Annotated in this window: 8 protein-coding genes; 2 read left to right on the top strand and 6 right to left on the bottom strand. The window is 46.7% G+C overall.

Going from position 1 to position 8,808, the window contains the following annotated elements; genetic code table 11:
- Nucleotides 1–1,178: 1,178 nt before the first annotated feature.
- Together L9W92_RS10840 and L9W92_RS10835 are read left to right on the top strand one after the other, a co-directional pair.
- Complete coding sequence (locus tag L9W92_RS10840) at nt 1,179–1,529, top strand: hypothetical protein (RefSeq protein ID WP_240083774.1); 351 nt, start codon at nt 1,179–1,181, stop codon at nt 1,527–1,529.
- 102 nt (nt 1,530–1,631) lie between these two features.
- On the top strand, nt 1,632–3,038 hold the full coding sequence (locus L9W92_RS10835) for an aspartate aminotransferase family protein (RefSeq protein WP_240083773.1): 1,407 nt from the start codon (nt 1,632–1,634) through the stop codon (nt 3,036–3,038).
- 78 nt (nt 3,039–3,116) lie between these two features.
- On the opposite strand, the gene L9W92_RS10830 is transcribed toward L9W92_RS10835, so the two are convergent.
- The 6 genes from L9W92_RS10830 to L9W92_RS10805 all read right to left on the bottom strand — a co-directional run bounded on the left by L9W92_RS10830 (nt 3,117) and on the right by L9W92_RS10805 (nt 8,731).
- The gene (locus L9W92_RS10830) at nt 3,117–4,190 is read right to left on the bottom strand and encodes a mannose-1-phosphate guanylyltransferase (RefSeq protein WP_240083772.1); all 1,074 of its coding nucleotides are present in this window, start codon (nt 4,188–4,190) and stop codon (nt 3,117–3,119) included.
- A gap of 50 nt (nt 4,191–4,240) precedes the next feature.
- A complete protein-coding gene (locus L9W92_RS10825; protein WP_240083771.1) occupies nt 4,241–4,981 on the bottom strand; it encodes an SDR family NAD(P)-dependent oxidoreductase in 741 nt (246 codons plus the stop codon).
- Nucleotides 4,982–5,055: 74 nt separating this feature from the next.
- A complete protein-coding gene (locus L9W92_RS10820) occupies nt 5,056–5,244 on the bottom strand; it encodes a hypothetical protein (RefSeq protein WP_240083770.1) in 189 nt (62 codons plus the stop codon).
- 180 nt (nt 5,245–5,424) lie between these two features.
- Nucleotides 5,425–6,051, bottom strand: a complete 627-nt coding sequence (locus tag L9W92_RS10815; RefSeq protein WP_240083769.1) for an MBL fold metallo-hydrolase — start codon at nt 6,049–6,051, stop codon at nt 5,425–5,427.
- 18 nt (nt 6,052–6,069) lie between these two features.
- Nucleotides 6,070–6,519, bottom strand: a complete 450-nt coding sequence (gene dtd, locus L9W92_RS10810; protein ID WP_240083781.1) for a D-aminoacyl-tRNA deacylase — start codon at nt 6,517–6,519, stop codon at nt 6,070–6,072.
- A gap of 19 nt (nt 6,520–6,538) precedes the next feature.
- A complete protein-coding gene (locus L9W92_RS10805) occupies nt 6,539–8,731 on the bottom strand; it encodes a RelA/SpoT family protein (RefSeq protein WP_240083780.1) in 2,193 nt (730 codons plus the stop codon).
- Between the last annotated feature and the right edge of the window lie 77 nt (nt 8,732–8,808).

Raw genomic sequence — 8,808 nt, 5'->3', positions numbered from 1 at the left:
AGGGCCGGAGTCACATAACCGCCTTCATCGGCAAGCCAGCTAACCATCGGCAGCCAAACCAATCTGTTTTTCAAAGAAAGATTCTTGAATTTAACAGGTGAAAGTATTTTCATAAAATAACCCCTCCCTATAACTTGATAACAAAAGACCTAGTTAATTCCGCCCATCTGATACCTCCTTGACAAAAATTTAGCGTATTCGGAAACTCAAAAGGTTACTTTTTTCAATATCGCTAGCAATGGCGATATTTTTCAATGTATTGGCCTAGATATGTACTTGACTTTCAAAAACCACTCCCCAAATTGCGATGAATGGATTTTACTGCTTATTACAAAGGAATTGTATAAAAACAAGTTCCGTTTGTGTTTCAAATTACTACACTGTAAAAAAAGTGGACAAACATGTGAATAACCGGCGAATCCTTGGATAGAGCCTTTAATAGTTACAAAAATGAACACTAATATTAAACACGTATAACCACATTATTTGTAAATCCGTGGTTTTTCGAGTTGGCATAAATGAGGGGTGATTTCTTTGCTATCTGTTAAATACTCTGATACGCTCGGACAACGAGCCATAGTATTACAAGTAACCTATTTGAAACAACCTGTTTTGAGCTCAAGACGGAGCATGAACGGATACCTTTTAAGATGCCAGATAAAAATACTCATTATGAAGCTGTAGCTAACTTCATGAGATAATATAATAACAGGCGCTTAAAGTATCGTGCTACCGTCTGCTGCAGAGCCAGAACGACTTTAAAATTGATTATGTACGCTTAAGACCAAAAGGAAAGCCAAAATTTCTGTGCTGTAGCCAATGTATTGACCAGAACAGCTACCACCCCTATTTTTATCACTTACAAGATACTCATCTAGAAGAAGATTCACAATATTGAATTCCTAACCAATTTTTTCGCCAACTGCCCGCATGATTTCTAGTAAAACCTCTTTGCTATTAAACTATTTACGTTTAAGAGTATATGCAAATTTTTTGCCATCATTTAATTAAACAGCAATGATATGCGATAATAAAGCTCAAAATACATTATACAAATTGACAATTTGTATAATGTATTCAATATTTTTAAGCAGCAATAAATCCATGTTATTAAAACTGACAGAACATATAAACAGTTGTCGTGGCAATATAACTACCGGATGGAATTATTTATTCAAGTGGAAGATGAGAGCGCCACTTACCGGGATGCCTATTTGTTGCTCAGCAACCGGTATGATGTGCCGGAAGAAGTTGCAGCGGTTTATGTCAAGCGCTGGCGTATTGAAGTGTTCTATCGTACCTATTATGCTACGCAAGGTGGGAATGTAATAAAGAAGGCGCCGAAGAAGCCCTATCCCACCGCGAAATGGTTAGATACTTATTCAACGCCAGTCATCGGATTTGCTGTTACGGGCAACAAATCCAAGTTTATCTTGACACAACTGGTAATCGGTTTTCAAGGTTCATCGAAAAATTTTGGCCTCCGCATCCATTTTTACGGTTGCGGGACTGGCATTATTCACCAATAACTGCATAGCTCATGTATTTTTAATATTTAAAGGTTTTTATAGCCGAACGTAGAAAATAATATAAATAACCCAGCGCGGCCATCAATTCACATTTTTAACGAGGTGAGAAAAATAAAAACGCCTGATCATTTCATCTCCCTGCCGGAAGCTGTCAAGCTGAACCGGGAGCAGGTTGCGGAAAACCATAAAAGATACCTCAACTCCGGCCTGGCCATGATGTTGAGTCTTTTAAATTTTGACAAACAGTTTATAAAGGCTGAAGGAATTAAGGTCTGGGACAGCGACGGCAACCTTTACCTGGACTTTTTAGGCGCCTACGGCGCTTTGAATTTAGGGCACAACCACCCGCGCGTTCTGGCGGCTTTGGAACAGGTGAAAGAATTCCCCAACATGCTGCAGGCGTCGCTCGGCACCGTCGTAAGCGCTCTGGCGCAAAACATAGCCGCGATAACCCCGGGGGACCTGCAACGTTCCTTCTTCTGCAACAGTGGGGCGGAAGCCGTGGAAGGCGCGCTGAAGCTGGCGCGGGCGGCTACCGGACGGCAAAGGATTGTTTACTGCGAAGGCTCCTTTCACGGCAAAACCATGGGCGCCCTGTCGGTAACCGGACGCGAGCAATACCAGAAAGCTTTCCAGCCCTTAATCCCAGGCATAGTGTCAATACCTTTCGGCGACTTAAATGCGCTTGAAGACAAATTAAAAGATAAAACCGCCGCCGCCTTTATTGTCGAGCCCATTCAAGGCGAAGCCGGCATCATCCTCCCGCCGGCAGGCTACTTGTCCGGCGCCAGGCAAATATGCGCTAAATATAACACGCTGCTCATATTTGATGAAATCCAAACCGGACTGGGACGCACCGGAGAGATGTTCGCCTGCCGGCATGAAAACGTCACGCCCGACATCATGTGTCTGGCCAAATCCCTTGGCGGCGGAGTTATGCCTGTTGGCGCTTTTATCACCACAGACGATATCTGGGAAAGAGCGTACGGTGGTATGGAAAAAGCGCGGCTCCACACTTCCACTTTCGGCGGCAATACCTGGGCGGCAGCCGCAGCCATAGCGACACTGGAAGTACTTTATGAGGAAGATCTGCCTGAACGGGCGCGTAAAAACGGCGACTACCTGCTGGCCGGGCTTAACAGGTTAAAAGAGAATTACCCTCTGATCAAAGAAGTGCGCGGCCGCGGCCTGATGGCCGGGCTCGAATTCAATCAGCCTGAAGGGTTCGTCGTAAAAGCAACTCTGGGACTGGCAAACAAAATTTCGCAAGAGTACATGGGTAGTTTGATCGCCGTGGAATTGCTCAACAAATACCGGATTATCACCGCTTACACCCTGAACAACCCCAACGTCATCCGCTTGGAGCCGCCCCTGCAGGTAACCAGGGAACAAATAGACACCTTGCTGGAAGCCCTGGACGGCATTTTCAGGAAACACAAAGGTTTTATCAGTTTAGCCGCCACCAGCGCAAAAACGATTTTTAAGTCATTCACGAAAAAGTCATCATGATCAATATAACTCTTGACCCGGCAGGGCCTTTAGGCAAAGGTCCGACATGAAAAGCCCCGGATTAGGCAAGGCATAGGTTTACAGCACGTCCTCAAAGCCATTATCCTTCAAGGCCTGTACGGCCTTCTTGATATCCTGCGCCTTGTCCTTATGACAGACAAGCAAACTGTCATTTTCACAGACAACAATCAGATCTTCAACACCGATTACAGCCACAATATTATCCGGAGAGTATACATAAGTATCTTTTGTCTCCAGAAATACTCCATTGCCTTCAAGAGCGTTCCCGCTCTTATCCTTTTTAGCGTAACGGTCCAAAGCCGTCCACGACCCGAGGTCGTCCCACCCAAAATCACCGCGGATCACTAAAACACGCTCCGTACGTTCCAGAATGCCATAATCAACTGAGATTTTTGGCAAACCGTTGTATACTTCTCTGAGTGTGTCGTCATATTGTTCCATGCCCATTGTCCGCTCAATTATTCTTAAACCTTCAGCCAACTCAGGGATGTGTATTTCAATCAATGCGCTGATCAGATCGACGCGCCAGACAAACATGCCGCTATTCCATAAATAATTCCCCTGGAAAAGAAACTCCAAAGCTTGAGCATAGTTTGGTTTTTCTAAAAATTTATCGACCACGTAAGCTTTTATCCCGGCGAACTCATCAAATTGCTCACCCTGACAAATGTATCCATACCCGGTCTCAGGTCTGTGCGGGGCGATGCCGAGGGTAATAATATTTTCACCTCTGCCGGCTGCCGCTATAGCGCCTTTAATAATATCCTTGAACCTGGGAACGTCATTTATGTAATGATCCGCCGGCAACACGATCATCACGTCAAAAGGGTTTTTTTGCCGCACAACCAGCGCGGCCAGTCCGACAGCCGCCGCGGTATCCCGTCCAAAAGGTTCAACAATGATATTGCTTTGCGGTATTTGCGGAATTTGTTTAATTATTATATCCTTAAACTCCGCTCCGGCCACTACATAAATATCCTCCATGTTTACTAATCCTTGCACCCGTTCTACCGTTTGCTGCAGCATGGTTTTATTTTCAATTAAGTTTAAAAACTGTTTTGGCAAAGCCATTCTACTGCGCGGCCAAAATCGCTCACCCCTGCCGCCGGCCATGATGACTACACAAGCCATACCCACCACCCTCTCAGAAAATATTGGCAGCCGATCTATATTAGATTATATCATACAACATGACGGCCGCCGTCGACATATAAAATTTGTCCGGTTATGTAACTTGTCTCTTCATCACAGAAAAATAATACCACGTTCGCCACATCGTCAATCCTACCTGGTCTCTTGATAGGCTGGGCGTTAATAACTTTTTCTTGTGTCTCCGGCGGCAGCCTTCTGGCCATAGGCGCTTCAATAAAGCCGGGCGCCACAATATTTATTGTGACACCAAAATTAGCGAATTCCAGGGCCAGGGCTCTCGTCAGCCCCACTACCCCGGCCTTGGCCGCGGAATAATTTGATTGACCGGGATTTCCCAGCCAGGCGCGGGAGGTTATATTGACCACGCGTCCGAATCCCTGCGCCCGCATATGGCCTAAAACAGCTTTGCAGCATAACCAGGAGCCTTTCAGACAGGTATTGATTACAAGTTCCCAGTCTTCCACAGGCATTTTTAATATTGAGTTGTCTTTCAGCGCGCCGGCGTTGTTCACGAGAATATCCACGCTCCCGAAAACATGGGCGGCTTCTTCCGCCATAGCGCTGACTTCCAGCCAATTGGTCACATCCGCCCTGGCGGCTATTGCCCTGCCACCCGCGGTATTAATTTGCGCGGCTACAGATTCCGCGTTATCACCGTTAAGGTCGCATACCACGATATTCGCGCCGTTTTGCGCCAGTTTTGCCGCGATACCGGCGCCAATTCCGCTGCCCGCGCCGGTTATAATAGCAGTTTTGTTTGAAACACCCATAATTTTGCCACTCCCTCTCAAAATATCTGCTCATTATAGTACTATTTAGGTATTCAGGAGTCAGTAGTCAGCATTCAGAATTTAACGTTAAGATAAGCCAGTTTCTCATTCGTACTATTCAGTTTAACCCGGCTGAGGTATGGTGTTATCGTTAGCGAACGACTTGCGGAGCGCCGGTAACAATAGCCGGCGAAGCGAGGGTAACCAAACGCGACGCGAAACCAGCGGGCTACCAGCGTTACGAATCTGAGCACAACTGACAACTAGTCTAGTGGATAACTGACTTCTTCCATAACCAGCCTATCGCCGCCTTTGCAGCGCCGCTGGTTCGGTCCGACATTCTAACTCCTGACTCCTGAATTCACAGTCTTCTTTAGAAGTAATAAGAGAACCCTCTATATTTTGGGTTCCCTTTATTCCTTACATGAAACACAACATATATTTTAAAAAATAAGGAACGGGTTGTAGCGCTTTTCCATGCCGATAGTGGTCGCGGGACCGTGGCCCGGGTACACATTTGTTTCCGGCGGGAATTGTAAAAGCTTCTTCTTGATTGATTCGATGAGCTGGGTATGACTGCCTCCAGGAAAATCTGAGCGGCCAACCGAACCCGCGAAAAGTGTATCCCCGGAAAATATCACGTCAGGACCGCATTTGAGGCTGATTCCCCCTTTGGTGTGCCCCGGTGTGTGAATTACTTCCATAGTTTCTTTTCCAAACTTGACAATATCCCCGTCTTTAAGCAGTTGGTCCGGCGCGCGCATTTTCGCCGCGGGCCCCACATATGTCGAAAGGTTTTTACCCGCGTCAGTCAACATACCGGCATCTTCAGCGTGGATCAGCACTTTGGCGCCGGTGCCCCGCTGCACTTCATCCAGCGCGCCGATATGGTCAATGTGCCCATGGGTCAGAATAATATATTTGACTTTAAGACCTAACGATGCGATCCTTTTTAAAATTCTGCCGCCTTCCGCCCCCGGGTCTATTACCACTGCTTCTTTTGTTTCCTCACATCCGACAATAAAACAATTCGCGTCAATGGAGCCTACCGAAAATCCATCCAGAATCATAAATTCAACCTCCGCTAATTAAAATATCTTATTACTGTCAAGCAGTATTGTTACCGGCCCGTCGTTGATTATTTCCACAACCATATGCTCGCGGAAACAGCCTTTTGCCACTCTTAAGCCAAGTTTTTCCAACTCCGCGTTAAATATTTCATAAAGACACCCTGCTTCTTCAGGAGACGCGGCGTCGAAAAAATTTGGTCTTCTTCCTTTACGGCAGTCTCCATATAAGGTAAACTGCGAAACCGACAGCACTTCCCCTCCAACTTCCCTGACAGAAAGATTCATCTTGCCGTCCGCATCTTCAAATATTCTTAAATTGGCAATCTTGTCCGCTAGATACGCCGCCCCTGCCACAGTGTCACCGCGCCCCACTCCTAGGAGCACCACCATACCGTGTCCGGTCTCACTCACAATTTTATTGTCAACAGTCACTGAACCCCTGACAACTTTCTGCACAACAGCCCGCAACATTTACCTCCCCGGTTTCTTAATTTACGGTTTCCGCCCGATTTTCCACCGTCGGCCGGCCGCTGAAGCTGACACGCCTAATATCATAAATGTCCTTGATCCGTCTTATTTTATTCATTATAAACTCAAGCTGCTCCAGCCCCTTTGTTTCCAACACCATATCTATCACCGCGCCCCTCTCTTTTTTACCCCTCGCGGTAACCCAGTTGGCACTGATCTTCATCTCTAAAAGTACTGACATCACATCATTTAAAAGCCCCGCGCGGTCCATACCGGTTACTTCCAGCTTAACCTGGAAAGGTTCTTCAAATTCCTTGTCCCAGGCGACTTCCACCAATCGCTCCGGTTCCTCCCGGACCGCGTACGCTATGTTTCTGCAATCTGTCCGGTGAATCGACACACCCCTTCCCCTGGTTATATACCCGATGATCAAGTCGCCCGGCACCGGATTGCAGCAATGTGACAGCCTGATCAGCAGGTTGTCGATACCTTTGATGCGAATTCCCTGAGTGGGTTTGCCCCATCCGCCGGAAGGCCTTGTTTCATTGATTAATGTCTGGGCTTCTTCAGCGAGCAAGCCTTTTTTTTCAGTTTTTGCCTCCTCCATCTTTATCTTTGACAGAATATAATTAGCAGTGATCACTCCATCGCCGATAGCCGCGTACAAATCTTCAACAGTCAAAATATTTAACCGCTTGCCGATATCCAGCAGTTTATCGCTTTTAAGCTGTTCAGCCTCTATTCCCTGTTTCTTTACTTCGCGGTCAAAGCTTTCTTTTCCTTTCAGGATATTTTCTTCACGCTGCTCCTTTTTAAACCACTGCCTTATTTTTGTCTTTGCCTGGGAAGTTTTTGTTATATTAAGCCAACCTCTTTTGGGAGCGCTGTTTTTCGACGTCATAATTTCAATAATATCGCCATTTTTTAACTTGTATTCAAGCGGCACGATGCGCCCGTTTACTTTCGCTCCGATGCAGCGGTGACCAACCGCTGTATGAATCCGGTAAGCAAAATCCAGGGGCATTGAGCCTGCCGGCAGTTCAATTACATCACCTTTAGGCGAGAATACGAAAACCGTGTCTGCAAATATATCTATCTTTAAGCTTTCCATGAATTCCCTGGCGTCACGCAGGTCATGCTGCCATTCCAGGAGTTGGCGCAGCCAGGCCAGCTTCTTATCAAAATCACTATCGCCCCGGCCGCCTTCTTTATAGCGCCAGTGAGCGGCTATACCGTATTCAGCGGTCCGGTGCATCTCCCACGTGCGTATCTGTATTTCCAGAGGTTCCCCATTCGGCCCGATAACTGTTGTGTGGAGGGATTGATACATATTCGACTTCGGCATGGCGATATAATCTTTAAAACGCCCAGGTATGGGAGTCCACAGAGTGTGAATGATACCGAGCGCGGCGTAGCAGTCCCGCACTGTTTTCACAAGGCAGCGCACGGCCATTACATCATAAATCTCGTTCAAGTCTTTTTGCTGCTTGATCATCTTTGCGTTGATGCTGTATAAGTGCTTGGGGCGGCCTTTAATACCGGCGTCAACTCCCATGACCGCCAGTTTGTCCTTCAAAAGTGAACTCACCGAGCAAATATATTCTTCACGCTTGCTTCTGGTCTTGGCAATTTTATCCGCTAATGACGAATACTTTAACGGATCTTTAAAGCTAAACGCCAAATCTTCCAGTTCCCACTTGATCCGGTAAATTCCTAAACGGTGCGCTAACGGAGCGAATATTTCCAGAGTTTCTTCCGCTATTTCCACCTGCTTCGCCACCGGATGATATTTCAACGTGCGCAGGTTATGCAGACGGTCGGCCAGTTTGATCAAAATCACCCTGATGTCCTTAGCCATGGCGAGAAACATCTTGCGAAGATTTTCCGCCTGTTGTTCTTCTTTAGATATATACTCAATCCTGCTTAACTTTGTCACTCCGTCCACTAAAAGAGCTACTTCATTACCAAAACGCTCTTCGATGTCGGCCAATGCGACTCCAGTGTCCTCCACCACGTCGTGTAGCAGAGCGGCGATAACAGTTTCTTGATCCAACTCGAGTTCCGCCAGGATTTTAGCCACTTCCACCGGATGGACGATAAAAGGTTCACCCGAAAACCTTTTCTGCCCCCGGTGCGCTGCTTCGGCATATTTATAGGCGTCGCTGATGGACGACAAGTCCGCCCTGGAATTATATTCCTTTAACCGCTGCATTAAATCATCGAAATATGCTCCGCTCTCCGCGGGCACATATTCCGACCGGTCAGGCAGTTCGTTATTTGCAGAGGCGC

It is taken from the genome of Pelotomaculum terephthalicicum JT, from assembly GCF_022410535.1.
Lineage (GTDB): Bacteria > Bacillota > Desulfotomaculia > Desulfotomaculales > Pelotomaculaceae > Pelotomaculum_D > Pelotomaculum_D terephthalicicum.
This window is presented reverse-complemented; position numbering and strand designations above follow the sequence as displayed.